Below are 26,940 nucleotides of genomic sequence, written 5' to 3'. Positions count from 1 at the left end.
AAGCGCTTATAAAATATACCATACAACATTATCTAACGCAAGCCTTTTATTGAAATAAATGTCTTTTTTGTGAAAGTTGTACGAGAACGGCTTTTAAGTGGCTAATATTACATTTTATCCCATCAAAAAATGTCTAATATAGGACTATAATACGGTCTAAGTTAAGAGATTATTCTCACACAAAATAAGAACCCATACCGCTCTCAAGGGCATGGGTTACGATTAACTTATGAAGTGCTATTGTTACGATTTGGAATGCAGAATACAGCAACAAATAGCAAGCTTGTTTGGAAGTAATAGATTGGTACATCAAAGATTCCATACAAGAAGAATGCTGCCATTAATGAGAGAGCCAATGGATAATCAAGATAGTAGGCATTTTTGTAGATATCATAAAACCGTTCCATAACAAACGCCACAAGAAGCATTGTTCCAACAACACCAAGACTTAAGAAACTTTCGATGTAGATATTGTGAGCATGGGTATTATCAAAGAGAAATGCATAGGTTAGAAGCCCTTTACCCCATAAAGGTTCCTTGTTAATTTGATGCAATGCGTTTTCCCATATATTGAAGCGTATGGATGAGTGCTCTGCAACCTGCATAAACCGCGGAAACACAGATGGGTTGGTTAGGATAAAGATTCCTGCCAACGCACCCAAAAGGATTAGTATCTTCAGCTGGAGCCACTTCCTTTGGACAAGGATAATGACGACAAGACCAATTGCTAAAGCAAAAAGGATTGATCGTGTTCCCGTCAGTAACAATGCATAGGTATTAATAATAAAAGCACCTGCATAAAATGAAAATAGTTTGTAATTCTTAAAGGTAAGTTGGAACTGTAATTGGTTAAAACAAACTAACAATACAATGAGCAGAATGAACGCATAAAAATTCGGATTATCAAATGTCGAATAAGCACGGAAATATCCCTGACCATAATAGGGTAGTTGCCACGCTGGCAAATGTCCAATATTTAAAAACTTCATAATAGCGGCCAGGATATCCTCAAACCACTGTGGTCGAAAACGAATAAATATAAAGAAAAAATTGAACAACGAGCTCCAAACAATATAATACTGCAACTTCATGTAATTTCGCGGCGTCATACGACGCTTGATGGCGGCTACATAGGCAATAAGGTATAAAAGGAATAATCCTGCAACAATTCCCAGAACATTGTTATTGAGCCACGCTACGATCAATACGTACACAACGAGCAACCAAATAAATGACCACTTTACATCACGATATTTGATGAGTTCGTAGAATATGAAAACTCCGCCAACTATAAGTGCCGGATACATGAGATAATTTGGCAAGAACAGCATGAAAATCAAAAGAAACAATTGATATTCTTTAAGAGTGCTGATCACGCGCTGCATGTGTATGCGTAATGGATTCATCATCTATTAGTTTACCACAAGAAAAAGTGACGACTATAACAATAGTGTCACTTTCTTTTGATTATTCGGTAGTTTCGCCTTCTGCTTCACCTTCAGGAGTTTCTTCTGATGGCGTAGTTTCAGGTTTTTCATCGGCTTTTTGTTCAGCGGCAATCAACTTCTCAACAAGTTCTGGTGAGAGTGGTTCTGAGACAAAGTTCCCAATCGCTTCTTCAACATTTGAATTTTTGTTAAAGAGATAATAAAGGAAATTCGGACGTTGTGCTTCAGTTGGTGTCAAGATATTGTAGACATTAATTTCCACATCGTACATCTTCTGAGTATCCGTGCGCTTAAAGTATTGATCAACAGGCAAGTCGGCAGTAATCACTTCATAGATTGCATTCGCAATTTCTGGATATGCGTCTTTCTCTGTGGTTTCAGCAACTTTCACTGTGAAACGAACTGTAGCGGATTTAACATCACTTGAGACTGTTTCAACATGGGCAACTCCTTTTATTTTCTCATTAATAGCTGCTAGTTTCGCATCATCAATCTTCGGTTCTAAATCTCCATCAAAGCGATGACCAAACAAGGGTTTCCCTGTTCCTTTAGTCGCTTGCAAGATATTATAACCAAGAAATACTGCTGGAATTAAAAGTAGAATTGAACAGACGATTATGGCATAAAATGACCAATCACGTTTTTTATTTTTGTTTTTAGTTTTTGTGTTTACTTTTTTTGGATCTTGTTTTGTTGTCATCTCGATCCTCCTTGTACGTGTAAATTGTATATTATTTAAATCTTCTTATCAAGCGTACGCACAACAAGTTCATTTGCGATGCGAGGGTTTACTTGACCCTTCGACAACTTCATAACTTGACCGACAACGAATTTAAGGGATTTATTTGAACCATTACGATAGTCATCAATCACTTGTGGGTTGGCTTCAAGCGCCTCTTCAATCCACGCTAGAATTGTTGGTTCATCGTTAATCTGAACCATGCCCGACTTCTCAATGACTGCTTTTGGAGATTCTCCTTCGACCATTTTCGCAAAAACCTCTTTCGCTTGTTTTGACGAAATTGTATCTGTTTTAATGGCATCGATGAGCTCGATAAAATACTTGGGTTGAATCCATACTTCGAATGGGCGACCTTCTTTCTTGTCTAAAACCGAAAGAATATCTTGCGTCAGCCAGTTTACAACGAGCTTGTACTCCGATGTATCTTGAATTAACAGTTCAAAATAGTCTGTAAGTTCCTTGTTTTTTACCAAAACACTGGCATCATACATACTCAAACCCAAAGACTCGTTGTAACGCATAATACGAGCGACTGGTAGCTCAATCTCTTGTTGGTCCATAATCCCTGCTCCCAATCGAATTGGAGCGATGTTGGGCTCTACAAAGTAGCGATAATCGACAACCGATTCTTTCACACGCATCGATACCGTTGATTGATGCTTTTCATCAAAACGACGTGTTTCTGTAATGACTGCTTCGCCACTTTCAACAACTTCTGTTTGACGTTTGATTTCGTATTCAATTGACTTTTGAACGTTACTAATTGAGTTGAGATTCTTGATTTCAACTTTTGTACCAAATGCTTCTTGACCCACGGGCCGAATTGAAATGTTAACATCACATCGCAACGATCCTTCATCCATGCGACCATCCGATATTCCCAGATAAACCACTAACAACCTCAATGCGTCAACGTAAGCTGCTGCTTCTTCACCAGTTCTAAAGTCAGCCTCCGTAACAATTTCTAAAAGAGGCGTTCCAGCGCGATTGAAATCAATCAGCGTATTTTCACCTTCATGAAATTGTTTGGCCGTATCTTCTTCCATGTGAAGGCGATTAATGCGAACTGTTTTGATGTCATCATTAACCAAAATATTAAACAATCCATCACGACCTAACGGGTAGAATTGTTGCGTGATTTGATAGCCTTTAGGAAGATCTGAATAAAAATAGTTTTTACGATCGAACCGTACCAGTGTATCAATATCACAATTCAAAGCCTGGGCAAGTTTCACACCATGTGCAACAGCTTGCTTGTTAACTTGAGGAAGGGTTCCTGGCATACTAATGTCAATTTCGTTAATTGCCGTATTTGGACGCTGTCCATATCCAAGGGGTGCCCCGGAAAACATTTTAGTTTCTGTTTTGAGCTCACAATGAATCTCAATTCCAATCACTGCTTCGTAATTCATTAGAAGGCTCCTTTCCAATTAATAAGTTTCTCAAATTCATGAGCATATGCGAACATGGTTGATTCCGTAAATGGAAGGGTCGTAACATTCAGACCAATTGGCATTCCTTCTACAAGACCTAAAGGCAATGTTAAACTTGGGAATCCTGCAAAGTTATTGATAACCATGTGATTTTCAGCAATGAGATATTCATCGCTGGATTCGTCCATAAAGGGTCCTTCAATTTTGGGTGCAATTTGACCTGACGCCAATACTACCATCGCATCAACATCGGCGAATAATGAGCGGTATGCATCAACAATAACGCGACGGACACGTTTTGCTTGGTTAAATACTTCTTCTTGATGAATGTCATCCAAAGCATACGCACCGTATACAAAGCGTTTCTTAATCATTGAACTGAATCCATTGGTTCGTGTACGTTTCATGATTTCTTCGAGTGTTTCTCCATCTTGTGATAATCCATAACGCACACCATCAAGATTTGCATGGTTAGCAACAGCTTCTGAATTTGAAATGACACTATAAACCGGCAGTACTGCACGCAGCAATTCCAAGTCCATTTCTTTTTCAACAAGGATGGCACCTTGTGCCTCCACGTGTTTTGCGAAAGCAGCAAATGCATCGGTAAACGCTGTGTTACTGATGGTATCATGAACACTTTTAAACACACCGATACGTTTTCCTTTTAAATCCATCGTAAGATTTTCACTGTATGTATCAACAGGTGCGAATGAGCTTGTCATATCACGATCATCACGCCCTGCTAAGACTTCCAACATGACCGCAGCATCGGCAATATTTTGTGTAAAATATCCAACATGGTCCAAAGAGGATGCGTATGGGATAACACCGTATCGCGAAATACGACCGTATGTCGGTTTCACTCCTACCGCACCACAGAAAGCGGCCGGTTTGCGAACACTATCACCCGTATCAGAACCCATTGCAACACGAATCGCGCGAGCACCAACAAGCGCCGCACTCCCACCTGAAGATCCACCTGAAATGCGGGTTGCATCGTATGGATTTTTAACAGGTCCAGTTACTGCGGATAAGTTTGTACCACCCATCCCAAGTTCATCCATTGATGTCTTTGCAAGAACAACAGCACCTTCAGCCAACATGCGATCAACCGCATGGGCATTGTAAATTGATTTATGATTACTCAATAAATTACAACTTGCAGTTGTCAATGTGCCAACCATGTTGAAATTATCTTTAAGTGCAATATCCCATCCGGATATTTTACCTGTTCCCCCGAGATTGGGTTCTACAAAACTTACGACTGCATTTAGTGATGCATTTATTTTTTTTAGTTCATCAATTTTTGTATTCATTACTTATTAACCACCTTCACAATCTCAAAATAGTCACCTTCAATGCGTGGTGCATTCTCAAACGCCAGTTCTTGTGAAATCACATGATTGGCGACATCATCACGAAGCCATTGTGTTTCTTCCTCAAAAGGGTAAGACATCGGCGTGACACCTGCAGTATCAATATGATGCAAGGCTGCAACCTGCTGTGCAAAAAGCACAGCATCTTTTTCAATTTGCGCTGTTTCAGTGTCAGTAAGTTCTAACATTAAATCAGATGCAAGTTTTGTAATTGTATCTTTATCTAACGATTTCATATTGCCTCCTAATAAACAAATGTCGTTACCGGTGTTTGACCCGGTGTGTAATTAATCACAGCACGTGTGTTTTGGTAAAGTTTAACATTAACCGTAATGGGCACATCACTGGAATCCAATTCTGTGACAATACTGCTCAAGTATTGGGTAATGCCATACAGCTCTAATTGGGTTTTTGAACCAGTGTTGACTTCAATTTGGTATTGTTGAATTTTTCCATCAACGACAAACGCCATACCAATAACGCCAATATTCTCATCGCCAAAGTAGTTGGCAATCTTTCGCTTAAACACCGAGAAATTTCCGTATGACTGTGGAAGTTGCGTTGATGCTTCTGTTGAGTTTAAAAGTAACCATTGCTCGTTATCACGGGTTAAAGTCCCTGACTCTCTTTGATCTTTATAATACCCATGTGCAATGTAGTGACCCGGAACAAATTTCCCAGGCGCATTATCAACAATGTTACCCATATCAGCAGCACTGTCTTGAACATAGAACGCGATCATTATGGGTGTTTCTTCCAAGCCAGGAACGCGGTTTCTTAAGTACGCTTCGAATTGAACTGCAATGTAGTCATTCGCAAGTCGGTAGAAAGTATCATCGGATAAATAATGGTAGGATCCATTATCCAAGACTTGATATCGATCAAGAACCAACGCGAAGCTCACGCCATCAACTTCTTTACGATTCTTATCTTTGTGAAATGTCAATTCGGTGATATCTGAGACAAAGTATGGTTTTGGAATCGTTACTTCACCTGTAACTTCACCTTTTTCGTCATAGATCTGATCAACTAAGGGTTCGCCTTCACTGGCAGGATTCAATCCAAATGGATTGGAGTCGCTGCGTCGACGGGTAAGTTCGTTGTAGCGCGTCTCATCCAAGACACTTCCTTCAGAAACAAAATAACTACTTGGCGCAAAGTATTCTTTCGATTTATCTTGAAGTCGTCTTCCAATTTCAAGAACGTCTGTCTCGCGGAATCCCTGTGCATATGTTGTTCGCAAGGGTGACGTTACAAAAGGAGAGATTATTGAGTAATCTCCTTTATTTCCACTAATTACCGATGTTTGCGGTTCATCAGGGTTGGCCTCTTCAGCCGTCGGTGTACACCCTGTGAGTACTGCGAGTATGATTACGGCAAGTCCTATTTTTTTAATCATGCATTCACCTCCTCTAAGAATTGCATTTCAGTCCATGTTGTAATTCCTAATTCTTGCGCCTTTGTGAGTTTTGATCCGGCGCTATCACCGTAAACAACAACATCTGTTTTTGCGCTGACACTTCCAACAACATCCCCACCTTGTGCTTCGATTAATTTCTTTGCATCACTGCGACCCATGGTTGTTAGTGTTCCTGTGAGAACAAACTTCATTCCCGCAAATTTTGCAGATGTCACACGTTGTGTATATTCAGGATTTAGACCCATGTCGACAAGTTCTTCAACCAGATGGCGGTTGGCATCGATTTCAAAGAATCCAGTTACCGATTCGGCAATGACTGTTCCTACCTCATCAATTGTTAACAATTCCTCAACAGTCGCCTTCATAATGTTTTGAATGCTTCCATAATGAGCTGCAATAAGGCTTGATGTCTTTGCCCCAACATGACGAATCCCAAGACCAAACAACCATTTTTCAACTGAATTTTGTTTACTTGCTTCAATTGCAGCCAAGAGTTTCTCGACACTTTTCGATCCCATCTTGTCCAGTACTTCCATCGCTTCAATGCGCGTATGCAAGCGGTAAATATCAGGAATTGTTTTGAGAAGCCCCGCCTCATGGAGTTGATAGACGCGTCGTTCACCCAATGTATCGATGTTCATGGCATCACGTGAAGCAAAATGTACTAAGGCCTCGGCAATTTTTGCTGGACAATCGACATTTACACAATAGTGATCTGCCTCGCCCTCAAAGCGAACGAGGTGTTCATGACAAACGGGACACTGTGTTGGAAAGACATAAGGCACCTGTGTACCATCGCGTCCATTGACATCAACACTTACAATTTCAGGGATAATCTCGCCGGCTTTTCGTACAATAACTGTATCACCGACGCGGATATCTTTATTTGTAATATAGTCTTCATTATGTAATGTTGCATAACTTACAAGTGATCCCGATATCTGTACCGGCAACAACTTCGCATTGGGAGTGATTTTCCCCGTACGGCCTACTGTAACAAAAATATCTTCAACAACACTCTTTACTTCTTCTGCTTTAAATTTGTAAGCAATCGCAAAACGTGGCGTTCGTATTGTAAATCCCAGTGCATCTTGAATTGCAAATTGATTTACTTTAATGACTGCACCATCAATATCATAACCCAGAACATCTCGCATGGCTTCAATCTCTTGGACGCGTTCATAGACTGCTTCAATTGTCGCGAATTGACGGTATTCAGGATTTACTTTAAACCCAATTTTTTTCAAAAATGCTAAGGCCTCTGATTGACTGGATATTCCCAATTCTCGCGCATTCACAAGCGTATACCAGAAACCATCCAAACCTCGTGAACGTACAACGGATGCATCCAATTGACGCATCGTTCCAGCAGCAGCGTTTCGACAGTTTGCAAAAAGTGCTTCCCCCATTTCGCGACGCGATTCATTCACATGGGTGAAGGATGATACTGGCATAAACACTTCACCTCGAACTGTAACATCAACATCTTCATTGAGGCGCAACGGAACAGAGTTTATCACTCTTAAATTGGCCGTTACATCTTCACCAACAGATCCATCACCTCGGGTTACTGCTTGGGTGAACTGTCCATCTTCATAATCAATCGACATTGCAAGACCATCGATTTTCAATTCAACAATGTATTCAACATCGGCAAACTGACTGCGCACACGCGCATCAAATTCTTGCAAATCTTCAAGTGAAAAAGCATTGCCCAAAGAATACATCGGGAAACGATGGGATACTTTGGTGAACCCTTCGGCAATTTCACCACCAATTTTCTGAGTCGGCGAATTCGCATCATAGAACTCCGGATTCTCATTTTCGAGTGTCACCAGTTCATGAAGTAATTGATCGTATTCAGTATCTGCAATTGTTGGCTTATCGAGCGCATGATACTCGTAATTGTATTGATGGAGTTGTTTCCTTAATTCAAGAATTCTTTTTTCAATCATGACATCTCACCTTTCTTACGGACACCCTTAAATTTTCGGGATATTGTCTTCGTCCCATAGGGGAAGTTAAATGCAACGCGCATCGTTTCATCTTCGACACGGATTACAATCCCTTCACCAAATTCATCATGAACAACGACATCGCTCTTTTTAAAATTCGCACTGCGTTGTGAGAAACCAGCTTGGCTCTCAAATGAAGCGAGCGACTCATGTGCTTGCTGTTTTAGCGATACCATCGGTTCAGCATCTGCAAACACGTTTTCTTCTTTTTCGAGTCCCATTTCGCGAATGAATCGCGATGGCTTCGCATACCCACTTGTAACAAAACTATAACCAGTATTGTTGGTCACAAAAAGACGTTCTCGTGCTCGGGTAATCGCAACATACATCAAGCGGCGTTCTTCTTGAATACCACCTGTTCCCTCTTGAATACTATTTTTATTTGGGAAAACATTATCAGCGACTCCCATTATAATCACGTTTTCAAACTCAAGCCCTTTTGCAGCATGAACTGTCATCAGACGAACATAGTCCCCTTCGACAACTTCAGCTTTATCCCCATAAAGACTTACCATTTGAATATACTCTTCCAAAGTTCCATTTTCATAGTTGTTCTGGAAGTTGATTCCATCGGACACGAGTTCTTTTATATTCTCAAGACGTTCTAATTCTTGAAGTTTTTCAAAATGTTCCAAGAGTCCACTGTGTTTTAGAACATATTGCATTGTATATTCCAATGAGGATTCACTGGCAATATCTTTAAATTCTAAGATGAGTTCAACATACTTGCGAACTTTCGGCGTAGCCTGTCCTTGCTCAACATCTAAGCACATGCTTTCAAACATTGTTAAGCCACGCATTTCTGCTTGATCAGAAATTGTATCCAAAGTCTTATCTCCAATTCCACGACGCGGAATGGCAATACTACGTCTGAGTGCAAGATCATCACTGTGAGTCACCATACGAAGGTAACTCATCATGTCTTTAATTTCTGCATGATCGTAGAATCGCAACCCACCGTAAATAACATAAGGAATTTGACGGGCAATCAATGACTTTTCAAGTGAACGGGATAAATAGTTCGAACGATATAAAATCGCCGTATTTAAATAACTTCCTGTTTCATCTTTCAGCTCATCAATTTTTCGTGCCACCCAGTACGCTTCAGATTCGGGATCCTCAAGGCTTTCATAATGCACCTCAAATTCATTTTCTTTGTTGGCAAACAAGTCCTTTTTTGGACGGTCTTTGTTGTTCTCAATAAGTCGGTTTGCTTTATCAAGAATGTGTTGGCTTGAACGGTAGTTTTGGTTCAAGACGATTGTCTCACTATCGGGGTATTTTTTTTCAAATTGGACAATGAAATCAACATTAGCACCCCGCCATGTATAAATTGTCTGGTCAGGGTCTCCAACGACATAGAGTTCATTGTCTTTTCCAACCAAGCTGTCAATAATGCCATATTGGATATGGTCAACATCTTGGAACTCATCCACAAGAACAACATTAAAACGACGTTGCCATTTTTGGCGTACGCCTTCATTTTCTTTGAGAAGCTTATTGACCACAATCAAGAGATCATCAAAATCCAAAGCAAAAAGTTCTTTTAAACGTTTAACATAAAATTCGTAAACATTCGCCTTTTTTTGTTCATGGTAATTTGAACCTGCTAGTGTATGCGCATGTGTATACGTTACATCTGCTATTTTATTATTTGAAATATACGAAAGGACTTCACGATATGTTAAATCTTTGCGGTCATACTCAAAACGTCGGTATGCTTCTCGCAATACTGATTGCTGATCTGAAGTGTCAAGAATCGTAAAGTTACGCACTAAGTTTAAGGCCTCGAAGTCCTCGCGCAGAATGCGTACACACAGTGAGTGAATTGTTGAAGTGTGAACACGCAAGGCCTCAGGGTCCATGCGTTCCATCCGCTCTTTCATCTCATTTGCTGCTTTATTCGTAAAAGTTATTGCACAAATCTTCGATGGATAATACCCACGGTCTTTCATTAAATGCACAATACGCGTCGTCAAAACACGTGTCTTCCCACTCCCTGCTCCCGCTATAACGCGAACATGTTTATTGTGTGTCAACACGGCCTCTTTTTGTTCTTTATTTAAACCTTGTATATAATCCATTTTATCACCGTCAATATTATACCATAGAGACCCCTCTTTCATTGTGAGATTTCTATATAAAGAAGACTTAAATTGCGAAGCATGCAGTGATACTTTATAATAGTATCCAAGAGAGTGAGGTTCGTATGGAAAACTTTCCAGATTTTATCGCAATTACTCAGTTTTTGAATGAAGCTTACATGGTGATTCCCGTTTTATCGTATGATGGCGGCAATACTAGTGCCCTTTACATACCAATGGACCAAACACCCATGCTTTCTGAAACTTTAATTAACTATGGATTTCAAACGGATTCCGTTCAATTCAGAAAAGGAAACACCACTGTCATGGTGGGAGACTATCACGTAGACACGTCGTATGACTTATATATTCACGACGATTGCGCATATTACCAAACATCCTACGAACCCCAACAAACACACCAACAACTCTTAGATACCGAGGAAAACTGATGAGATTTACAAATGACTGGCGTGACTTTGAAGTCATCGATGCCGGAAACGGAACCAAGATTGAACGCTACAATGATATTACACTGAAACGCCCAGAGCCGGTGGCAACATGGGCTCCGATGGCACCACAAATGCACGTTGATGCTGCATTCAATGAAACTTGGAGATTCTATAAGAAGCTTCCAACCGATTGGACTATTCGCTACAAAGATTTATCATTTCTTGTCCGCCCAACCACGTTTAAACACACAGGAATCTTTCCTGAGCAGGCTGTAAACTGGGATTGGATGCGTACCGTTATTCAAACAAGCGAGAAACCTTTACGTATTCTTAACTTATTTGGATACACAGGGGGTGCGACGATTGCTTGTGCAATGGAGGATAATGTCGAAGAAGTCGTTCATATCGATGCGTTAAAATCTTTAAATGAGTGGGCACAAGAAAACGTCGCATTGAATGATTTAGGTGACAAGAAAATTCGCACCATCACTGAAGATGTCATGAAGTTTTTAGAACGTGAGAAACGACGTGGTCGTACGTATCATGGCATTATTATGGATCCGCCCAGTTACGGCCGTGGCCCCAAGGGGGAACGTTGGAAAATTGAGAACCAACTTCAACCGCTTATGGAAGCTGCATTGGCGATACTTGACCCCGAAGCACTCTTTATGGTCATCAATACCTACACAACAAATCTTGAACCAAAGCGGGTTCATTTTACATTACAAAATGCATTAAACAATACAGGTTTTCCTGCACACATTCACAGTGAAGAGATTGGTTTGCCCATCACTACGATGCAACAAAAACTAAACTGTGGTGTAACAACAAGGTGGTGCTATCGTGAAGATTTATTTTGAGGATAATCACATTATCGTTGTTGAAAAAAAGCCCAACCAACCGACGCAAGAAGATAGCTCGGGTGATTTGGACTTACTCAGTGAAGTCCGCGAATATATTCGTGTGACATATGAGAAACCAGGTAATGTTTTTGTAGGGCTTGTACACCGCCTTGACCGACCTGTTGGTGGTGTTATGGTGTTTGCAAAGACATCGAAGGCAGCGAGCCGTCTGAGCGATCAAGTTCGAACCCGGAAGCTCGATAAAACCTACACTGCAATTGCGACAGGATATGTTGAAGTTGCCCGTTATCATGACTATATGGTGAAAAATAAAAAGACAAATATGTCTCGGACTGTTGCAAAGGATTTCCCCGATGCCAAACATGCTGAACTGCACATCCTTGATGCACAATTTTATCCAAATGAGAATCTATCACGGGTCACAATCAAGCTCATTACAGGGCGTTCTCACCAAATTCGCGTCCAATTCGCATCTCGCAATCATGCATTATGGGGTGATGCGCGCTACAACACAACATCGAAGCCAGGCCAGCAAATTGCATTATGGGCTACTGCATTGACATTTGAACACCCAACAACAAAAGAGCGCATGACCTTTAACAGTCATACGCCCGATACTTATCCTTTTACACTACGATAGAATGAAACAATTTCATCACGACGCGCATCACAATCTTGATGTGCAATTGCAAACAGTTCCGTAAATTGTTCTGTAGAACCCTTGAAGCGCCCTACACCAAGTTCCTTACTTGGGTACATGTAGAGCGCTTTTCCGTCATCAACGAGTTCGTCAATGAGTTTGCGTTCTTTGTAATATACGTTAACGCGATTTGAGAAGTCGGCAACTAACTTTGGAAATTTACGATAAACAAGTTTAAGAAGTGTGCCTGTGAAAGCACCTTGTGGCTTACGAACATAATCTTTAGATTTTGTCGTTACAATCATGTGTTTTGCACAACCAGCAGCAATGCTTCGTTCCACAGGAATCATGGTGGTTATACCGCCATCCATATAGTCCCTACCATCAATGCGAACACGTTTTCCAACAATTGGAAGCGTACATGCAGCTTGAATATACCGGGGATTTTCAGCAATATCGTATTTATTTTTCCACACGGTCTTTTCACCTTCAATATCATAAACACCAACTTCGATATCACCGGGAATGGTATCCATTTTCGTCATGGGATAATCCATTTCTTCGGAAATTTCACGGTACAAATATTCGTACCCAACAATTGTACGCTCATTAAGAATTGCCTTTAACCCAATATTTCGGGGATCGGCCGCAACACGAATCGACGCATCTTCAAGAGCATCTGGTTTATTGAGAACATACATACCTGCGTACAATGCTCCTGATGAAATTCCAACCACATAGTCAAAATGTAAGTCATTTTCTAACAACCAATGTAAGACACCTGCAGTATACGCACCACGCATGCCGCCGCCTTCTAAAACTAATCCAATTTTATCCATAACTATCTCCTCTACATCAAACCGCTAAATACGCGTACAATTGAACGGAACAATCGCACGGGAGCCGGTACCGCTAATGCGTCTTCTAAGCTGATTTCAATACTTTTATTTTCAATCGTGTCCATTGAATCCAGGTAACATTGATGCACAACATCATTGTTAAGGAACAGGATACTACATTCATAGTGCAAGTAGTAACTGCGATAATCCATGTTGGTTGTACCTACCATGGCAATTTCATCATCTACAACCACAGTTTTCGAATGTACAAACCCTGGCTCATATTCATAAATACGAACACCATTTTCCAGTAATTCTTGATAGTTTGATTTCGTAACTTGGTTCACAATTTTCTTATCGGGAATATGCGGAACAACAATCCGTACATCAACACCCGAACGTGCCGCCATTTTAAGAGCAGTAATCAACTCATACCCAATAATTAAATACGGTGTTTGAATATAAACATAATGTTGAGCGTTATTTATCATAAACATATGTGCATCCAATCCCATGTCGACATTATCGGTCGGAGCATCTGAAAATGGCAACACATATCCTGTCTCCTGATCATGAGCATGATTGAAGTCATATTTGAAATTAATGGGGTCTTCAATGCGTTCAGTATAATAACGCCAGAACTGAAGGAACATCATTGTAAGGGAATGGACACCATCGCCTTCAATCATGACCGCAGTATCTTTCCAATGACCAAACTTGCTGCCAATATTTATATACTCATCAGCAAGGTTCATACCACCAACAATGCCACTACGACCATCGACGATACAAATTTTACGGTGATTTCGATTGTTCATTTGTATTGCGAGTCGTGCGACAAGTGGATTGAATGAAATCGCGCGAATTCCCGCTTCGTCACATTGTTCTTGCAAATCTGCGAACAATGCACAACCCCAATCATCGTAAAGTAAACGAACATCAACACCCTCTTTGACCTTCTCACGCAAAATGTCTAAAACACCTTGCCACATAACGCCATCTTTGATGATAAAGTACTCAAGGAAAATAAACTTTTTAGCTTGTCGTAACTGCTCTTTCATGACTTCAAATTTCACTTCACCCGACGCAAGATATGTGCTTTTGGTGTTCTGTAAAACAGGATAATGGGACGTATTCATGACATAGCGCAACATCCGATTCCAATGGGGGCGCTTTTCTCCTGCTTCTTCAAGTGTTTGAAAATAATCGATATCCAAAAATGACTCATTAGAGTAAGCATCCGTTATCCGTTCTCGAAGTTTCTTCGGAACTTGTTTCCCTCCAAATACAAGATATAAAACTGCACCAATAGGTGGAAAAACTAAGATAATGATTGTCCACGCAAGACGGTAAACTGGATTGTCATTACGGTTGATAATGTAGATAATCAACAAGATTGCCAAAAACATTAAAACACCATAAATTACCGCATAGTTAATGGATAAATTCCATACCAATGCAAGCAACAAAAAAAATTCTGTCACAACTAACAGACCGACTACAAAGATTTTATTGGTAAATAAGCGTAATAGTGTTTTCATCGTTTCTCTTTTCTAAATAAATTATACTTGATTCATAATTGTTATTGCAAGTTATCTCTTGATTATGAACGCCTGTATCGCTATGATATAGGAATAAGAAGGGAACCTTATACTTATGACAATGAAACCAAACGAAAATAAAGAACTTAATGTAACAATAAATAATGAAACATTCCAACGTTTACCGATTAAAACAAAGCTTGTAATGCCAAACGACATCCTCGAGACTGTCATTAAAGATGCTGCTACGGAGTACCTTCAAGATGGCGACATCTTGTTTGTCACAGAGAAAATCGTCGCAATTACTCAAGGGCGTGCCTATCCAATCAAGGAGGTCAAACCACGCAAACTTGCTTACACACTGTCAAACTATGTAACCAAGACCCCACATGGTATTGGTCTCGGAATGCCTGAAACAATGGAAATGGCACTGCGTGAATGTGGTACACCACGCATCATCTTTGCCGCTGGTGTTGCCGCAGTTTCAAAAATCTTTGGACGTAAAGGGGATTTTTACCGCGTTGCCGGTTATAAAGCCCGCTCTATTGACGGTCCAACACCCCACACAATTCCACCATATAACGAATATGTTGTACTCGGACCAGAACGTCCAAATGAAGTCGCTAAAGAACTTAAAGCGAAATTTGATCAAGACATCGAGGTGATTGTTGTCGATATCAACGATCTTGGTGGTAACATCCTAGGTTCAAGCAGTCCAAGTGTTAACCTTGATTTGATGGTTAAAATATTAAAGGATAACCCCCTAGGTCAAAAGTCACAATCGACCCCTATTGGAATTATCCGCAAAGTTACAGTTTAATTGTATAGATTTCTTTCATCGTTTCACCAAATGTGCGAAGCTCATGGTCCGCATCGATAACTACAGTTTCGATGTATTGACCACCTAGCTTCGCAATTGTTTTTTGTGAAGGTATATTATCAGGATTGCATGTCAAAATTACTTCATGCATTCCCTTTTTTGTTTCTTTCAGAATTGAGAAAAGATCCAGACACGCATGATAGGCAATGCCATGACCACGATAGGGTGGATAAATCACATACCCTATGTTGCCATAAAATCTTAAGTCTCGCCCCGATTCATTTCGGTATTCGCAACGACCTACATACCGATCCATTTCCGGGACAAAAATATCGAACAAAAGTGTTTCCACTCCGTTGTGATCAAACTCATCTGTTATATCTACTAATTTCAGTTTCATGAAATCACCTCAATGTATTATGCTTTTTCGCCTTTTAAATAGTTATAAACAAAATAGCCACTTGCACCTGCAATGAGACCTTGCGCAATCATCGCTAAATAAATTCCAAATGGAAGACTATTCAACAGACCCGGTATCGCATAAAGCAAGAATATTGCCAACACTGCAGGGAGGATTGTTTTAACAAATGAATTCTCTTTGATTCCTCGGAACACTAAGATAAAACTCATCATATAGACTGCATATTCAAACACGCGTGTTAGGGCACTGTTGATAAAGAAAATCAATGGCGCGTTGACGAGTGAATCAATAAACGCTTGAACTTGTTCAGGTGTTGCACTTGGATTTACTGCCGACGCAGTTGAGCCGCTATTTATAGCAAAACCAAACATAAATTGATTCATGAGTGCCGAAATACTGGAAACAAAGAATAAGAGCATAAACCCTAAAGCCATCATTGCTGGGAATTTATAACTCACTTCATTTCGTTTTATAACAAACGATAAAACCGCAAGGGCTGCTAAAACAAAACCAACAGACATAAATATGCCATATGTCGCTCCGACCATAATTGGATTTTCCATTGTTTGGGGATTGGCAATTGTTGATTGCATGACACCATAAAGAATATTCATAGCAAAATAAACCAACAAGCCAAACAATACTGCCTTGAACATTGACTTATCTTTTCGAAACTTCATATAACTGACAATCGGTAAAGCCAATACTATGAGTAAACTCACTCCAATAGCGATAAATTTTAATGTTGAAATCATAATACTCCTCCAAATTTCGACTAAACTCTGAGACTATTATAGACTATATCTAAGTACATTGCTATGTGTTGGGACGAAGATTATCGCAATGCTTGCATAAAAAAAACAGTGATTGAATCACTGTTTTTAGCATCATAATTAGATAGCTCTAACGTTTGCTGCTTGCTCACCGCGTGGACCTTCAACAACTTCAAAGCTGACTTCTTGTCCTTCATCTAATGACTTGTAGCCTTCTGCTTCGATTGCTGAAAAATGAACAAACACATCTTGCCCACCATCGATAGTAATGAATCCGTAACCTTTTTCAGCGTTAAAGAATTTCACTTTACCTGTACTCATGCTAGTACCTCCTATCAGAATAAGATGTACTCAAACGTAAATTGCAAACCTCATTACTTCAGTTTATAAGACACATTGAGTTGATACGATATAAAATCATAAACATTCTTATTACAATTGAATATTATCACCTAATACTTCCTGTGTCAAACCTTTTTGCCGATTATCTAAGCGTTTTCATTGATTTTTGTAAAGTTAAGGTATTTGAGAGGAATTGGAATTAATAAAATACGTTTAAAGTCACTCCCCACACGATGATAATGCTTGCAGTAAACCTGAAACTTTTTCAACAATCCCTATGGTTTTCGTTAGTTTTTTGTGATGGTTGTGAGCCGGTCTTGATAAACTTAAATAAAGTCATTTTTGTATGCAGATTTTAGGAAGACAATCTCTTTTTTATAGAAATCTTGATGACCCGCCTTTTTCATATCTATAAATGCCTGGGTGTTCCTCTCAACTTCCCTATCAAACAAATCAACAAGTGCCTGCAGACGCGCACAAACATCTTTGATAATTCCCTGTGCTTCCCAACCATACGCATCACAAAACACCTTCACAAGGTGAATACGATTTTCGTGTTCTTTGCTGTTATAAATCGCGAGATACTCGTTCCCAAGTGAAGCGAAACGATATACAGCGTAAGCGATATCCCACTTTCGAGGGGCAGGGCATATTGTGTCAAAATCAAAAATGCCATGTGCACTTGTTCCCTTAAATGTCATATTATAGGGTGCTATGTCATTGTGACACATTACACAGTCATCTTTGGGACCTTCGTATCTTAGAAAAAAAGAATCAGAAGGCATGACTTCAAAATCCTGCCCTTTATCATGAAATTCTCGAAGCAATGTTGCAACAGATTTCACGATGGCTATTCTTTGCTCAATCGTAAATGCATGTGGGTAGTCCTTTAAGATATCGCCATCCATATAACTAAGAATCTCAGTTTCCGCTTCAAGCGCGATAACTCGCGGGGAAGCTGTGAATCCTTTGGATTGAAGATGATTTAGAAAACGATGGATCGTGGGTGTTTCTTTTTTTCTTGTTCGAATGACTGTATCCGCATCGCGAAATACGCTGGAAATATTCCCACCCTGTAATTGGACTTTAGAATTCTTCATAGTTTTAGTTTTGTCCTCCAGTTTTCGATAATGAGGGTCACAGACGTGTCCTCGTCATTCATTTTACTCTATATTTTTGGTTGAGCGTATTGAGCATGTCTTTTGTTTTTACAAAGAAAAGGTTATAGCCAGAAACTATACTACAACTAATTCCAAGTATTAGAAAAATTACACTGACGATATTGCCTTCTGTTCCTGCGCCAAAAATTGGCGTGTCGATAATGAGCGCTCTTGCATAAGCAATTGTCATTGCAATCCCTAAAACAAAGAATACTAGCGTAAAGGGTTTGCTTAATAGAATGGTTATATTTTGCATCGTTCTGTAAATAGAGTCATCTTGCTTATCGACATGTTCAAACATTTCTTGGTGTTTCATATTTTGTTCCTTCCTTTCTGCTAAAAGCGAAGCATTTATAGTTTTAATCATTCCCTGCGTCTTTTCAATCGATGCATTAAGTATTGTTAACTGGTGTTCAAGTCTTTGGATTCGTGTTGAATATCCTTCGGTCGAAAGCAGACCATTAATGTCATGAAGTGAAAACCCCATCGTTCGATACAAAAGGATTTCTTGAAGAAGCTTAATGTCTGCCTCAGAATAGTAACGGTATCCATTTTCACCGATTTTCGACGGCAGGAGTAATTTAATTGTTTGGTAGTGGTGAAGTGTCTTAATTGTCACACCTGTCTCCTTCGCTACTTGACTCACCGTATATAATGAATTCATATTTCCTCCTTTCCCTCTTATTTTCATCCCTCCCCAAAGGGGAGAGTCAAGACTTTCTGTGTTATTCTTGTAAATATTGTAACAAAGATATCGATTGCGTTGATGCTTAGTTGATTCATATTCAAGACAATTCTTAAAGCACTGAGACGATACACTAACATTTCGCTACCATTTAAGCATGTTTTCTGTCATAATATGTAGTTGAAATGAGGTATGAATATGAAACATACAATAACCGTACAAAAAGACGATGAAGTTCTGAACGTCGTGCTCAACGCTGACCTTCCTTACAGTCGTTCAAAAATTAAATCATTACTCAAACATGAATGTATCTCAATCGATAATGAGGTGACAACTCAGTTTGATGATCAAGTGCATGCAGGACAAACCATTACCATTGTATCGCACAATCAACAACGTGATACGCCGCTCACAATTATCTATGAAGACCGTGACATTTTAGTTATTGATAAGCCCTATAAACTACTGACAGTCGCTACAAATAAAAATGAAGAGCTTACTGCATACCGTTTGGCAAGTGACTATATCAAGACTCAAGACTCCAAGAAGCGAATTTTCATTGTACACCGCTTGGATCAAGACACTTCTGGGGTTCTCATGTTCGCCAAGAGCGAGGCTGTTAAGAAGGCATACCAAGACGATTGGAATAATTTGGTACTCGATAGAACTTATGTTGCAATTGTTGAAGGAAAGGTCGTTAAAGACGAGGACACAATACGTTCATTCCTTCGTGAAAACAAAACAACGCACATGTATTCAACAACAACAGGGCAAGAAGCAATTACCCACTATAAAGTTATTAAGAAAACAGAAAACCTTTCTGTACTCAAAGTAAATTTGGATACCGGACGTAAGAACCAAATTCGGGTTCATATGAATGATATTGGCCATCCCATTATCGGAGATCGCAAATACGATGCCAAAACCAACCCCATCAAGCGTATGGGTTTGCATGCATACCGTTTAACCATTAAGAATCCAAAAACACATAAAGTAATGGACTTTGTTTCACCGCTTCCTCCAAAATTCAAACGCCTTACAAAAGTTACACAAAAGCAAGAAGAAGACATTTAACAGCCTCCGGGCTGTTTTTGCATATAAAAAGGAAGCAGTTATGATTCATCTGCTTCCTTTTCGTCTTTATCAAAATAAACACGAATGATCGTAATAATTACCAACGCATTTGCTACAAGGAGCAATGGTACGGCATTGTTATACATTAGAATAAGAAGAGCGCCAATTTTAGGAATGACCAAAACGACTTTTCCTTCTATTTTTTCGGACGGTACTATCCATCTGTCCCATGAATTGCTGATATTTGGTTTTGTACGAAATTTGTCATTTTCTATCTCAGCAATATAATGTGTTACATACTCTTCGTCTTCGTCTTCATCAATGTTCATCTTAAAGGTAATAATATCACCCACATTAAGTGAGCTCGGTTCGACTTTTTGGACAATAACAGCATCGTTAACGTTGATCACCGGTTCCATACTGTTACTGATTACAACATAATGGCGAAAGTGGAAGAAGTGCGACATCTGTTGAGGAAAAAACATCATCGCACCAATAAATAATGCAATAATTCCCACAACTGTGAAAAACACTACCGACCCAATATCTCTACCTTTACGCATAATCCCTTATTTGAATGGGTATGCAGACCAAACTTGATTGTTTGTTCCCGGCGCATAAATTACACCATTGACCACATTCGTCTCTCCTTTAAGTAAATACAGACGATCAATTCCTTGTTCGTCATTAGCTGCTACGATGATAGGCATATTTGGATGCTTGGTGTAAATTGAATAGGCATCTGCATGCAGGCGATTCTTCAAATTCCATCCATAGCCAGTTCCAGGTTCTACCGATCCTTGAGCACTCATATCTTTATTAGCAACATAAATATTGTCGTTATAATAGACAACACTGCCTTGTTTATAGACTGTGTTGTTTTTCCACGAAAGCTCAGCAGTGGTGCCTTTCTTTTTCCATCCATTGTAACCGTCTGATTGCTCAGGTGTTATATTGGATGCACCTCCGTTTTCAGCAAAGTAAATGACATCGTTCATAATGACAAGGTCATTATCAAAATATCGCATACCGTAGATGTAACGATTCGTGTAAATGTGGAATGGGTTATTCCATGGTCCAACATTGGGATCATCTGGAGTAACCTTTTGCCAACTGTTATCTAAAAAACGGACATAATATTCATCATTGTGGAACACAATAGCGTTTCTCAAGTATTGCGTACTTGGATTATAATCTTCAGCACCGATTGGATGCGACGCCTTTACCTCGTAATATCCAATCTTTATTGTGTTCTCACTCACAATGCTACTTGCATCACCTGCTTTGGTTTCTTCCCAGTAACTGTATGTAATCGAAGTTAAGAGAAGCCCTAACACAAGTAATGCGAAGAGTACAATAATCTTCCGCATTGTGTGTTACTAGTTTGGTTTTACTGTTAGTTCAAGTTTGTAAGTGATTTTCTTACCAGCAATTGCGTCATACACTGCTTTTGAACTTGGTTCTGTAAGTGTAAATGCAAAGTTAAAGTCAACACTGCCATCACCATCGATTGCAAGTACTTGTTCTCTAACATTTGGCACAACAAGATTTGCATTTTCTAACTTGTCATCAATTTTGATTTCTACTATCTTAACAGTCAAGGTACCTTTAACTCCTTGTGCTAAGTTTTTTGTGTCCCATTTTACTTTATGTGACATCGTGACGGATTCCTGACTTCCATCCTTTGAGTAGATTGCACGACCTGCAGGTACAAGTGGTGTTGTTGAGTCAATCTTTGCAGTTACAACTGATGTTGCAACAGATTGTCCCTTTGATGCACCCAACACAATTGTGTTAGCATCCAAGTTATAAGTTGCAGTCTCGACATTTCCTGCACTCCAGTACGACCAAGTAAAACCTGTTAGTAGAAATGCAAGCAATACTAGCACGACTAAACTAACTTTTTTTGAATTCTTCATCTTCTAAATTCTCCCTCAAAAATTTCGTACTGACCAATATTACCACCGTAGGTTGTTATTTGCAACATTTATGTTTGCGAGTTCTATCACAAAATATGAGGGAATACTACTTGATTCTTAAATATCAGGAAAGTTAGCGTGTAAAATGTATTAAAACTTGTGAAAATGATAATTTTTTAGGTAAATTGACACCATTTTTCACAAAGAAATTTCAAATTTGTACCAACAAAAAAGACCGGATATCCGGTCTTACATTATTTGATATACGATTTCATCATCCACAATGATTTTCCCAAATCTTGAGAAATCGATGTGAAGTGATCGGCTGTACCTGGATCGTTGTCCTCTTCAGCAAGTTTAATAATATGAAGTGCTAGGTTATTCAATGACTCGAAATCAACGATTAATTTCGATACCCCATCAAATGCGGTAATTTCATGTTCCCCTAACTCTTCAATTGTTGTTCGGTCCAAAATTGCTTTTAGACTTCCTAAAGGCTTGTCACCAATAACTAATAAACGTTCTGCGACTGTGTCAATACGTTCTTCAGCCTCTTCATAAAATTCGTCCATTTGTTTGTGCATTGGGAAGAATCCTTGTCCCTTCATAAACCAGTGGATATTGTGTATTTTCATTCCTACAACTACTTGGTCCGCTAGGAATGTATTCAAAGCTTCATATAGATTATTCATATCATTGCCTCCTTGTACTTATATTATACTCCTTCTGTGTGACAATAGTATATTACTGTGTGACAAAGTAGTGAAACTACATTTATAAACCGAAAACGTATGCATTGCGTTGATCTCAAACACTGTGTTTCAATAAAAAAGACCTCCCGTTACAGAGTCTAATAAAAGGTTTTACAGTTCGTGATTATGCTATAATATCCTCAGAGGTGAGCATATGAAATATACAGAGTTTAAACATGGTGATCTGATACTCTATTTGGTAAAAGATGGCGACGCGCTGTGCTATTTAGGCAATGACATTGATGAAATGCATACTATGTTCCCCAATGCCCTTGTTTCTTCCGACGCGTTTCAAATCGAGTGCGAACAATTAACTGAGTATTTTGATGGAAAACGCAAGGCATTCACCTTGGACTTGCAACCAAAAGGAACTGCCTTCCAAGAGTCTGTGTGGAACATTCTCAATAGCATCCCATTTGGAACTGCCGTTACATACAGTGATGTTGCGGAAAAATTAGGCGACAAGAAAAAAGTGAGAGCTGTAGCAAGTGCAATTGGTAAAAACCCAATTATGATTATAACGCCTTGTCACCGTGTGCTTGGAAAAGATGGCAAACTCCATGGATTCCGAGGCGGTCTCGCAATGAAGTCAACACTACTCAATCACGAATCAATAACACATTAGTGGAGGTACGCTATGGATTTAAAAGACACATTAACAGACATTCAGTATGAGGTTACACAAAACAATGCTACAGAGCGCCCTTTCACCGGCGAGTACGATGATTTCTATGATAAAGGAATCTATGTTGATATTGTCAGCGGTGAGGCACTCTTCTCTTCGAAAGATAAATACGACGCAGGTTGCGGCTGGCCATCTTTCACAAAACCAATTAATAATGTAACAGAAATTGAAGACGTCTCTCACAACATGCACCGCATTGAGGTGCGCTCAGTGGATGCTAACTCCCATTTGGGCCATGTATTCAATGATGGCCCTCGTGACGAAGGCGGTTTACGCTACTGCATCAATTCTGCGGCCCTTCGCTTTATTCCTAAAGAGGAAATGGAAGCAGCGGGTTACGGTGAGTATTTGAAGTTTGTTTAGAAGGCTTATTGCCTTCTTTTTTGTGTTTGTGATTTTATATATTACGGACTATAATATTATCAAGAGAAGGAGAATACGATGAAACATTTAATCAATGATTTGGAAACACTTTTAAATATTAAGAGTCCAACGGGACACTCAGGGCTCGCTGTAGACTTTGTCGAAACACGCTTTAAGGAGCTTGGACTTGCAACACGTCGCACCAACAAAGGTGCATTGATTGCGACGCTTGAGGGAGAGAATACTTCTGAAGAATATACTTTATCCGCTCACGTTGACACCTTAGGCTGTCAAGTTAAAGAAATAACTGCTGATGGAATGCTGAAGCTTACACAAATTGGTGGTTATGCTTGGACAACCATTGAAGGAGAGCACGTATCTATTGAAACAATGGATGGTACATTCTACTCTGGAACAATTATTACGATTGTTGCTTCATCGCATGTTCATGGTGGCAAAACCAACAGTACTGAACGCAATGAAGCAACCCTCCGTGTTCGTATTGACCAACGCGTCAGCAATGCAAAGGATGTTCAGAAGCTTGGAATCAATGTCGGAGATTTTGTCCACCTCGATCCACGCACCGTTGTAACAGATTCAGGATTTATCAAATCCCGCCATCTTGATGATAAAGCCTGCATTGTTTCATTGTTCGGAATGGCAGAGTACTTTGTCAATAACAACGTCAAACCTTCACATACAACAAACTTCTTTATTTCAAATTACGAGGAAGTTGGCCATGGCGCATCTGCAGCAATTCCTGAAAAGACCGTTGAATTCATTGCCGTGGATATGGCTGCTCCGGGTTCCGGACAAACATCGGATGAGTTCTCTGTAACAATCTGTGCCAAAGATAGTTCTGGTCCCTATGACTATGAACTCAAGAAGCGCTTGGTTAAACTTGCAAAAGATAATAACATTAACTATAAAATCGATATTTATCCATTTTACGGATCCGATGGTTCTGCAGCATTGCGAGCAGGGCATGATATTCGTGTTGGTCTCATCGGCCCCGGTGTTGACGCATCACACAGTTTCGAGCGTACACACATTGAAGCAATTGAGGCAACTGTAAATCTTGGTATCGCATATCTAAAATAAACAAAACCCCGTTTCATTTCCAACGGGGTTTTGTTTTAAAGTACTTTATTTGGATTTAAACGATGGTGTGGATCGAAGGCATTTTTGATAGCACGCATCGCTTCCAGGTTGACGGGTGCTGTCATGGCTTCGAAATATGGTTTCTTTATTAAACCAATACCATGTTCTGCCGACGGAAGTCCGCCAAGTTCAGCAATTTTTGCATAGAGTTTATCCAATATAAGATGGCGTTTTTCATCCCACGTTGCTTGGTCCAGATTACCACGCATGACACATGTGTGAAGATTTCCATCTCCCGCATGGCCAAAACTCATCAGTTGAACACCATACTCTGCTTCGAGATCTTTTGTATACGCGTAAAGCGTTGCAACATGATTGATAGGCACAGTCTCATCCATTGTCACTTGCTCCGTATAATTTACAACAGCACTGAGCAGACTGTCTCGCAGTTTCCAAACATCAGATTCAAGTTGTGCTGACTCAAGCGTTAGAAAATCAACCACGCCGTGCGCATTGGCAACCGTTTCCAAACGTGCACCACGTGCGTAAATATGGTCCATACTATCACCATCAATTGTCATAAGTAAGAATGATTTTCCTTTTTCAGTTGGAAACGCAATTCCTGTTTCTTTTACACTAATCTCAATCATTTCACGTTCGAAAAACTCAAGTGATGTTGGGTCAATCCCCTCTTGTAAGATGGCAGCAACGGTTCGTGTTGCTTCTTGCAAATCTTCAAATGCGAGCACGTATGATAATTTGTGCATTGGCAATGGAATAACTTTCAATCGAATCAGTGTCGTGATTCCCAAGGTTCCTTCTGACCCAATAAACAAGTCTTTCAAATCATAACCTGAGCTTGATTTAACATTCAAACTCCCCAAGACCATCGTTTCACCAGTCGCAAGAACAACCGTCATTTCTTTTACATAGTTACGCGTGACACCATATTTTACAGCACGCATACCTCCGGCATTGGTCGCAACATTCCCACCAATCGATGAATTTTTAGACCCTGGATCGGGTGGATAGAAGAAACGTCGGCTCTCGACATATTCTTGAATTTCATGTAGCAAGACACCTGGCTCAACTGTTAATGTCATTGTTTTTTCATCAAGTCCATGAATACGATTCATCAATGACAAATCAATGATGAGTTCATTGAACTGGGGTGCTGTAGCACCAGACAGCCCAGTTCCTGCTCCACGAGCGATGATTTTTAAATCATGATCGTTGGCATACTTTACTGCGGCAACGACCTCATCATGATTGATGGGTAAGACAACCGCATGTACAGATGGAGCGGTTCCTACATATTCATCGTATAAATAATCATGGGGGACATTGTCACCCGTATAAATTCGGCTTTTATCCTTAATTACTTCGTTAAGTGTCATTTCACTAACCTCCAAGTACACAGATATTATAAGTGAGTGCGCTATCATTGTGTGAGAATATGACCGAACATTTCAAGAATATTTAACACACGTTAAAAGAATGTTTCTGTATAATACTCCTAAGAGGTGATAAGATGAAAGAAATCGAAAAAACAATTCAAAGTTTATCCCATCAAGAAGCATTACGGTGGGCCGTTTCTTGTTCTGAAAATGTACTCTGTTACTATCACGGCACTCAGCTCGATGACTTAAAAGAAATACTTGACAGTGCCTTACTTTGGCTCGATGGCAACTTATCTGTTCCTGAAGCGCGCCAGCTCGCTTTTAAAGCACACGCCATAGCCCGAGATGCCCCGGATGCACCTTCCATAAAGGTCGCTCGTAGCGTGGGCCATGCAGCTGCAACGGTCCACGTTAAGGATCACGCAATTCATGCAGCAACATACGCTCTGAAAGCCATCACCGATGAAACACAATTGATCGAAGAGAAACGATGGCAAATGAATCGTGCATTCAAGTTTATCTAAGGAAAGTCATACTCATGGCTTTTTCTTTTTACCTCTATGGTATAATTTAATGAAGGCAGGTGGCA

At 39.8% G+C, this 26,940-nt stretch carries 29 protein-coding genes; 9 read left to right on the top strand and 20 right to left on the bottom strand.

Annotated elements, in window-relative coordinates; translation table 11 throughout:
* Positions 1-227 precede the first annotated feature (227 nt).
* Genes G7062_RS04935 through G7062_RS04900 form a run of 8 tightly spaced genes read right to left on the bottom strand, consistent with a single transcriptional unit; the run spans position 228 to position 10,521 of the window.
* Positions 228-1,409, bottom strand: a complete 1,182-nt coding sequence (locus G7062_RS04935) for an O-antigen ligase (RefSeq protein ID WP_166064823.1) — start codon at positions 1,407-1,409, stop codon at positions 228-230.
* 58 nt (positions 1,410-1,467) lie between these two features.
* Positions 1,468-2,148, bottom strand: a complete 681-nt coding sequence (locus G7062_RS04930) for a hypothetical protein (RefSeq protein ID WP_166064822.1) — start codon at positions 2,146-2,148, stop codon at positions 1,468-1,470.
* A gap of 35 nt (positions 2,149-2,183) precedes the next feature.
* Entirely contained in the window at positions 2,184-3,602 is a 1,419-nt protein-coding gene (gene gatB / locus G7062_RS04925; RefSeq protein ID WP_166064821.1) for an Asp-tRNA(Asn)/Glu-tRNA(Gln) amidotransferase subunit GatB, read from the bottom strand.
* The gene (locus tag G7062_RS04920; protein WP_166064820.1) at positions 3,602-4,942 is read right to left on the bottom strand and encodes an amidase family protein; all 1,341 of its coding nucleotides are present in this window, start codon (positions 4,940-4,942) and stop codon (positions 3,602-3,604) included. The genes gatB and G7062_RS04920 overlap by 1 nt, the downstream gene beginning before the upstream one ends.
* Positions 4,942-5,238 carry an aspartyl/glutamyl-tRNA amidotransferase subunit C gene (locus tag G7062_RS04915; RefSeq protein ID WP_166064819.1) on the bottom strand — a complete coding sequence of 99 codons (297 nt, stop codon included), beginning with the start codon at positions 5,236-5,238 and terminating at the stop codon, positions 4,942-4,944. The genes G7062_RS04920 and G7062_RS04915 overlap by 1 nt, the downstream gene beginning before the upstream one ends.
* Positions 5,239-5,246: 8 nt before the next feature.
* Positions 5,247-6,401, bottom strand: coding sequence for a CamS family sex pheromone protein (locus tag G7062_RS04910; protein ID WP_166064818.1), 1,155 nt, complete (start codon positions 6,399-6,401; stop codon positions 5,247-5,249).
* Positions 6,398-8,377, bottom strand: coding sequence for an NAD-dependent DNA ligase LigA (ligA, locus tag G7062_RS04905; RefSeq protein WP_166064817.1), 1,980 nt, complete (start codon positions 8,375-8,377; stop codon positions 6,398-6,400). The genes G7062_RS04910 and ligA overlap by 4 nt, the downstream gene beginning before the upstream one ends.
* Positions 8,374-10,521: an ATP-dependent helicase gene (locus tag G7062_RS04900; RefSeq protein WP_166064816.1), complete on the bottom strand. Its 2,148-nt coding sequence runs from the start codon at positions 10,519-10,521 to the stop codon at positions 8,374-8,376. The genes ligA and G7062_RS04900 overlap by 4 nt, the downstream gene beginning before the upstream one ends.
* 125 nt (positions 10,522-10,646) lie before the next feature.
* Between G7062_RS04900 and G7062_RS04895 the strand changes: the two genes are divergently transcribed.
* From G7062_RS04895 to G7062_RS04885, 3 genes are read left to right on the top strand one after another with little or no spacing between them, the layout of a single operon-like run.
* Positions 10,647-10,973 carry a hypothetical protein gene (locus tag G7062_RS04895; RefSeq protein ID WP_166064815.1) on the top strand — a complete coding sequence of 109 codons (327 nt, stop codon included), beginning with the start codon at positions 10,647-10,649 and terminating at the stop codon, positions 10,971-10,973.
* The gene (locus tag G7062_RS04890) at positions 10,973-11,833 is read left to right on the top strand and encodes a class I SAM-dependent methyltransferase (protein ID WP_166064814.1); all 861 of its coding nucleotides are present in this window, start codon (positions 10,973-10,975) and stop codon (positions 11,831-11,833) included. The genes G7062_RS04895 and G7062_RS04890 overlap by 1 nt, the downstream gene beginning before the upstream one ends.
* Positions 11,817-12,476: an RluA family pseudouridine synthase gene (locus G7062_RS04885; protein WP_166064813.1), complete on the top strand. Its 660-nt coding sequence runs from the start codon at positions 11,817-11,819 to the stop codon at positions 12,474-12,476. The genes G7062_RS04890 and G7062_RS04885 overlap by 17 nt, the downstream gene beginning before the upstream one ends.
* Here G7062_RS04885 and G7062_RS04880 read toward each other — a convergent pair.
* Both G7062_RS04880 and cls read right to left on the bottom strand, forming a co-directional pair.
* Complete coding sequence (locus tag G7062_RS04880) at positions 12,455-13,315, bottom strand: patatin family protein (protein WP_166064812.1); 861 nt, start codon at positions 13,313-13,315, stop codon at positions 12,455-12,457. The two genes, G7062_RS04885 and G7062_RS04880, sit on opposite strands and share 22 nt — an antisense overlap.
* A gap of 11 nt (positions 13,316-13,326) precedes the next feature.
* Positions 13,327-14,856 (bottom strand): cardiolipin synthase, encoded by a 1,530-nt coding sequence (cls, locus tag G7062_RS04875; protein WP_166064811.1) that lies wholly within the window; start codon positions 14,854-14,856, stop codon positions 13,327-13,329.
* 115 nt (positions 14,857-14,971) lie between these two features.
* On the opposite strand from cls, the gene G7062_RS04870 reads away from it, so the two are divergent.
* Positions 14,972-15,676, top strand: coding sequence for a coenzyme F420-0:L-glutamate ligase (locus G7062_RS04870; RefSeq protein WP_166064809.1), 705 nt, complete (start codon positions 14,972-14,974; stop codon positions 15,674-15,676).
* Here the strand turns inward: G7062_RS04870 and G7062_RS04865 are convergent.
* The 5 genes from G7062_RS04865 to G7062_RS04845 form a co-directional block, all read right to left on the bottom strand.
* Complete coding sequence (locus tag G7062_RS04865; protein WP_166064808.1) at positions 15,666-16,076, bottom strand: GNAT family N-acetyltransferase; 411 nt, start codon at positions 16,074-16,076, stop codon at positions 15,666-15,668. The genes G7062_RS04870 and G7062_RS04865 overlap by 11 nt on opposite strands.
* 17 nt (positions 16,077-16,093) lie before the next feature.
* Positions 16,094-16,852, bottom strand: coding sequence for a hypothetical protein (locus G7062_RS04860; protein WP_166064807.1), 759 nt, complete (start codon positions 16,850-16,852; stop codon positions 16,094-16,096).
* Positions 16,853-16,990: 138 nt separating this feature from the next.
* Positions 16,991-17,191 carry a cold-shock protein gene (locus G7062_RS04855; protein ID WP_166064806.1) on the bottom strand — a complete coding sequence of 67 codons (201 nt, stop codon included), beginning with the start codon at positions 17,189-17,191 and terminating at the stop codon, positions 16,991-16,993.
* Between the two features lie 347 nt (positions 17,192-17,538).
* Positions 17,539-18,312: a phosphotransferase gene (locus G7062_RS04850; protein WP_166064805.1), complete on the bottom strand. Its 774-nt coding sequence runs from the start codon at positions 18,310-18,312 to the stop codon at positions 17,539-17,541.
* Positions 18,313-18,370: 58 nt separating this feature from the next.
* Positions 18,371-19,036 carry a MerR family transcriptional regulator gene (locus tag G7062_RS04845; RefSeq protein WP_166064804.1) on the bottom strand — a complete coding sequence of 222 codons (666 nt, stop codon included), beginning with the start codon at positions 19,034-19,036 and terminating at the stop codon, positions 18,371-18,373.
* Between the two features lie 219 nt (positions 19,037-19,255).
* On the opposite strand from G7062_RS04845, the gene G7062_RS04840 reads away from it, so the two are divergent.
* Positions 19,256-20,131, top strand: coding sequence for an RluA family pseudouridine synthase (locus G7062_RS04840; RefSeq protein ID WP_166064803.1), 876 nt, complete (start codon positions 19,256-19,258; stop codon positions 20,129-20,131).
* 38 nt (positions 20,132-20,169) lie between these two features.
* On the opposite strand, the gene G7062_RS04835 is transcribed toward G7062_RS04840, so the two are convergent.
* From G7062_RS04835 to G7062_RS04820, 4 genes are all read right to left on the bottom strand, one after another.
* Positions 20,170-20,694 (bottom strand): signal peptidase I, encoded by a 525-nt coding sequence (locus tag G7062_RS04835; protein WP_166064802.1) that lies wholly within the window; start codon positions 20,692-20,694, stop codon positions 20,170-20,172.
* A 6-nt stretch (positions 20,695-20,700) separates the two neighbouring features.
* Positions 20,701-21,501 carry a hypothetical protein gene (locus G7062_RS04830; protein WP_166064801.1) on the bottom strand — a complete coding sequence of 267 codons (801 nt, stop codon included), beginning with the start codon at positions 21,499-21,501 and terminating at the stop codon, positions 20,701-20,703.
* A gap of 9 nt (positions 21,502-21,510) precedes the next feature.
* Complete coding sequence (locus tag G7062_RS04825; RefSeq protein ID WP_166064800.1) at positions 21,511-22,050, bottom strand: hypothetical protein; 540 nt, start codon at positions 22,048-22,050, stop codon at positions 21,511-21,513.
* Between the two features lie 254 nt (positions 22,051-22,304).
* Complete coding sequence (locus G7062_RS04820) at positions 22,305-22,742, bottom strand: DNA starvation/stationary phase protection protein (protein ID WP_166064799.1); 438 nt, start codon at positions 22,740-22,742, stop codon at positions 22,305-22,307.
* A 214-nt stretch (positions 22,743-22,956) separates the two neighbouring features.
* On the opposite strand from G7062_RS04820, the gene G7062_RS04815 reads away from it, so the two are divergent.
* The 3 genes from G7062_RS04815 (at position 22,957) to G7062_RS04805 (ending at position 24,951) form a co-directional block, all read left to right on the top strand.
* Positions 22,957-23,427, top strand: a complete 471-nt coding sequence (locus tag G7062_RS04815) for a methylated-DNA--[protein]-cysteine S-methyltransferase (protein ID WP_166064798.1) — start codon at positions 22,957-22,959, stop codon at positions 23,425-23,427.
* 12 nt (positions 23,428-23,439) lie between these two features.
* Positions 23,440-23,850 (top strand): peptide-methionine (R)-S-oxide reductase MsrB, encoded by a 411-nt coding sequence (gene msrB / locus G7062_RS04810; protein ID WP_166064797.1) that lies wholly within the window; start codon positions 23,440-23,442, stop codon positions 23,848-23,850.
* Between the two features lie 78 nt (positions 23,851-23,928).
* Positions 23,929-24,951 (top strand): M42 family metallopeptidase, encoded by a 1,023-nt coding sequence (locus G7062_RS04805; RefSeq protein ID WP_166064796.1) that lies wholly within the window; start codon positions 23,929-23,931, stop codon positions 24,949-24,951.
* A 35-nt stretch (positions 24,952-24,986) separates the two neighbouring features.
* Here the strand turns inward: G7062_RS04805 and G7062_RS04800 are convergent, their stop codons facing one another.
* Positions 24,987-26,348 carry an FAD-binding oxidoreductase gene (locus G7062_RS04800; RefSeq protein WP_166064795.1) on the bottom strand — a complete coding sequence of 454 codons (1,362 nt, stop codon included), beginning with the start codon at positions 26,346-26,348 and terminating at the stop codon, positions 24,987-24,989.
* Between the two features lie 134 nt (positions 26,349-26,482).
* Between G7062_RS04800 and G7062_RS04795 the strand changes: the two genes are divergently transcribed.
* The gene (locus G7062_RS04795) at positions 26,483-26,875 is read left to right on the top strand and encodes a putative immunity protein (RefSeq protein WP_166064794.1); all 393 of its coding nucleotides are present in this window, start codon (positions 26,483-26,485) and stop codon (positions 26,873-26,875) included.
* Positions 26,876-26,940 lie beyond the last annotated feature (65 nt).

This window comes from Erysipelothrix sp. HDW6C, assembly GCF_011299615.1.
Lineage (GTDB): Bacteria > Bacillota_I > Bacilli_A > Erysipelotrichales > Erysipelotrichaceae > Erysipelothrix.
Note: the sequence above shows the minus strand (reverse complement) of the source record. Positions and strands in the feature narration are given on the sequence as shown.

Coding starts and splice junctions, on each gene's coding strand:
- G7062_RS04825 (WP_166064800.1), bottom strand. CDS start 22,050: ATGAAGAATTCAAAAAAAGTTAGTTTAGTCGTGCTAGTATTGCTTGCA.
- gatB (WP_166064821.1), bottom strand. CDS start 3,602: ATGAATTACGAAGCAGTGATTGGAATTGAGATTCATTGTGAGCTCAAA.
- G7062_RS04805 (WP_166064796.1), top strand. CDS start 23,929: ATGAAACATTTAATCAATGATTTGGAAACACTTTTAAATATTAAGAGT.
- G7062_RS04890 (WP_166064814.1), top strand. CDS start 10,973: ATGAGATTTACAAATGACTGGCGTGACTTTGAAGTCATCGATGCCGGA.
- cls (WP_166064811.1), bottom strand. CDS start 14,856: ATGAAAACACTATTACGCTTATTTACCAATAAAATCTTTGTAGTCGGT.
- G7062_RS04910 (WP_166064818.1), bottom strand. CDS start 6,401: ATGATTAAAAAAATAGGACTTGCCGTAATCATACTCGCAGTACTCACA.
- G7062_RS04880 (WP_166064812.1), bottom strand. CDS start 13,315: ATGGATAAAATTGGATTAGTTTTAGAAGGCGGCGGCATGCGTGGTGCG.
- ligA (WP_166064817.1), bottom strand. CDS start 8,377: ATGATTGAAAAAAGAATTCTTGAATTAAGGAAACAACTCCATCAATAC.
- G7062_RS04845 (WP_166064804.1), bottom strand. CDS start 19,036: ATGAATTCATTATATACGGTGAGTCAAGTAGCGAAGGAGACAGGTGTG.
- G7062_RS04860 (WP_166064807.1), bottom strand. CDS start 16,852: ATGATTTCAACATTAAAATTTATCGCTATTGGAGTGAGTTTACTCATA.
- msrB (WP_166064797.1), top strand. CDS start 23,440: ATGGATTTAAAAGACACATTAACAGACATTCAGTATGAGGTTACACAA.
- G7062_RS04870 (WP_166064809.1), top strand. CDS start 14,972: ATGACAATGAAACCAAACGAAAATAAAGAACTTAATGTAACAATAAAT.
- G7062_RS04850 (WP_166064805.1), bottom strand. CDS start 18,312: ATGAAGAATTCTAAAGTCCAATTACAGGGTGGGAATATTTCCAGCGTA.
- G7062_RS04800 (WP_166064795.1), bottom strand. CDS start 26,348: ATGACACTTAACGAAGTAATTAAGGATAAAAGCCGAATTTATACGGGT.
- G7062_RS04840 (WP_166064803.1), top strand. CDS start 19,256: ATGAAACATACAATAACCGTACAAAAAGACGATGAAGTTCTGAACGTC.
- G7062_RS04830 (WP_166064801.1), bottom strand. CDS start 21,501: ATGCGGAAGATTATTGTACTCTTCGCATTACTTGTGTTAGGGCTTCTC.
- G7062_RS04815 (WP_166064798.1), top strand. CDS start 22,957: ATGAAATATACAGAGTTTAAACATGGTGATCTGATACTCTATTTGGTA.
- G7062_RS04930 (WP_166064822.1), bottom strand. CDS start 2,148: ATGACAACAAAACAAGATCCAAAAAAAGTAAACACAAAAACTAAAAAC.
- G7062_RS04855 (WP_166064806.1), bottom strand. CDS start 17,191: ATGAGTACAGGTAAAGTGAAATTCTTTAACGCTGAAAAAGGTTACGGA.
- G7062_RS04820 (WP_166064799.1), bottom strand. CDS start 22,742: ATGAATAATCTATATGAAGCTTTGAATACATTCCTAGCGGACCAAGTA.
- G7062_RS04865 (WP_166064808.1), bottom strand. CDS start 16,076: ATGAAACTGAAATTAGTAGATATAACAGATGAGTTTGATCACAACGGA.
- G7062_RS04835 (WP_166064802.1), bottom strand. CDS start 20,694: ATGCGTAAAGGTAGAGATATTGGGTCGGTAGTGTTTTTCACAGTTGTG.
- G7062_RS04920 (WP_166064820.1), bottom strand. CDS start 4,942: ATGAATACAAAAATTGATGAACTAAAAAAAATAAATGCATCACTAAAT.
- G7062_RS04915 (WP_166064819.1), bottom strand. CDS start 5,238: ATGAAATCGTTAGATAAAGATACAATTACAAAACTTGCATCTGATTTA.
- G7062_RS04935 (WP_166064823.1), bottom strand. CDS start 1,409: ATGATGAATCCATTACGCATACACATGCAGCGCGTGATCAGCACTCTT.
- G7062_RS04795 (WP_166064794.1), top strand. CDS start 26,483: ATGAAAGAAATCGAAAAAACAATTCAAAGTTTATCCCATCAAGAAGCA.
- G7062_RS04895 (WP_166064815.1), top strand. CDS start 10,647: ATGGAAAACTTTCCAGATTTTATCGCAATTACTCAGTTTTTGAATGAA.
- G7062_RS04900 (WP_166064816.1), bottom strand. CDS start 10,521: ATGGATTATATACAAGGTTTAAATAAAGAACAAAAAGAGGCCGTGTTG.